The following is a 1,400-nucleotide window of genomic DNA, read 5'->3' on the forward strand; positions in this document are numbered from 1 at the left end:
CCCCCCAAAAGTCCACCGAAGGTCACATTGAGTACCCCCGGGGGCCGGACGCTCAGGAGTTGCGTGGCACCAGACCGTGGATGTCCAGTGCGTCGTATACGTCTCGAGGGTCGGTTCCGAGGTCCCATCTGCCGAAGATGATCAGTCGGTCGTCGTCTTCGCCGGGTGGGCGGATGTCGAGTTCGAGCATCGGGACTCGTCGTCCCAGTCGTGGGTATTTCACGATTTTGACGCGGACGATGTCGCGGCGGCTGTAGGTGCGTATGCCGCTGAGGCGTTTCATCACCAGTGATCCGTCCTGGGTGATGGCCAGCCGGGGGCGTTGTACGGCGGCGAGTGCGGCGATGATCCACATTCCGACGGCTGCGAGCCCGACGAGGAAGGTTCCGGCCGCGTCGGTGGAGGAGAGTGCGGCACCGATTCCCAGTGCGATTCCGCCTGCGACCAGAGCCGCGACGGCGACGAGGGGCGTCGCCCAGTGCTGTTCGTACACACCCTGTGGATCGTTCGTAGACTTATCCACAGGGTTTATCCACATTGGGGATGAATGACATCGATGTAACTCGGTCGGCGCTCAGCGCCACCGCATGGTCATCACGAGTCCGACGACCATGAACCCGAAGCCGATCAGGAAGTTGTAGGCACCGAGGTTTCCGATGAAGGCGATGTCCTCGGAAGCGAGGTAGTAGACGATCAGCCACAGCAGCCCGACCACCATGAATCCCAGCATCAGCACCACGTACCAGACCGGTGACGGCCCGGCGTTGACCTTGACCGGCGTACGGTTCGCCGGGTTGATCGTGTAGTCGTTCTTCTTCCGTACCTTCGACTTCGGCATTGCTTCCTCTTCGCGTTCGTGACGGTCCGCGGCAACTGCGGCCGTACCTGTGGACAACTGACGATCGGAACCTGTGGATCGGCGGGTGCCGCTTATCCCCAGGCTATTGTGACCTCGAGGACCGTGACGGTCACCGACCCGGTTGCTGTACACGCTAACGCAGGTGAGCCCAGCACCGACCCACCGGACAAATTGTGAGCACCCGTGACACGACGATCGACTGCCCCCGCCGACACCCGCTGGTGGGTGCTCGCCGTCGCGGTGTGCGCTGTCGTCGGTCTGCTGCTCGGCACCACCAGGCATGTCTCGGACGGCAACGAGTTGCGCGGCGGGGATACCACCCGGCTCGCAGATCTGGTCGACGCGGCCCAACGCAGCAGTGATGATGCCCAGCGGAGCCGGGACACGCTCGAGAAACAGGTCGAGTCCATTCAGCAACGCACTGCGACAGGGGACACCGAGGTTGCCGACGCGTTGGTGCGTATCGATTCCCTGGCCGACGCGGCAGGACGTGACCCCGCTTCCGGCGGGGGCGTGACCGTCACGATGGCCGACGCCCCCC

2 protein-coding genes and 1 pseudogene are annotated in these 1,400 nt (G+C 63.9%); 1 reads left to right on the plus strand and 2 read right to left on the minus strand.

Annotated features, from left to right (window positions below):
* Positions 1-52: 52 nt before the first annotated feature.
* Both RHBS_RS27760 and crgA read right to left on the minus strand, forming a co-directional pair.
* Positions 53-538 (minus strand): PH domain-containing protein, encoded by a 486-nt coding sequence (locus RHBS_RS27760; RefSeq protein ID WP_121871645.1) that lies wholly within the window; start codon positions 536-538, stop codon positions 53-55.
* A 36-nt stretch (positions 539-574) separates the two neighbouring features.
* Positions 575-838 carry a cell division protein CrgA gene (crgA, locus tag RHBS_RS27765; RefSeq protein ID WP_121871646.1) on the minus strand — a complete coding sequence of 88 codons (264 nt, stop codon included), beginning with the start codon at positions 836-838 and terminating at the stop codon, positions 575-577.
* A gap of 204 nt (positions 839-1,042) precedes the next feature.
* On the opposite strand from crgA, the pseudogene RHBS_RS27770 reads away from it, so the two are divergent.
* Positions 1,043-1,400 (plus strand): annotated as a pseudogene (locus RHBS_RS27770) (hypothetical protein); the annotation flags it as partial.

Origin of the sequence: Rhodococcus sp. BS-15 (genome assembly GCF_000813105.1) — a bacterium.
GTDB lineage: Bacteria > Actinomycetota > Actinomycetes > Mycobacteriales > Mycobacteriaceae > Rhodococcoides.

Excerpts from the sequence above, each read along its gene's own strand:
- crgA (WP_121871646.1), bottom strand. The coding sequence starts at position 838 with ATGCCGAAGTCGAAGGTACGGAAGAAGAACGACTACACGATCAACCCG.
- RHBS_RS27760 (WP_121871645.1), bottom strand. The coding sequence starts at position 538 with ATGTGGATAAACCCTGTGGATAAGTCTACGAACGATCCACAGGGTGTG.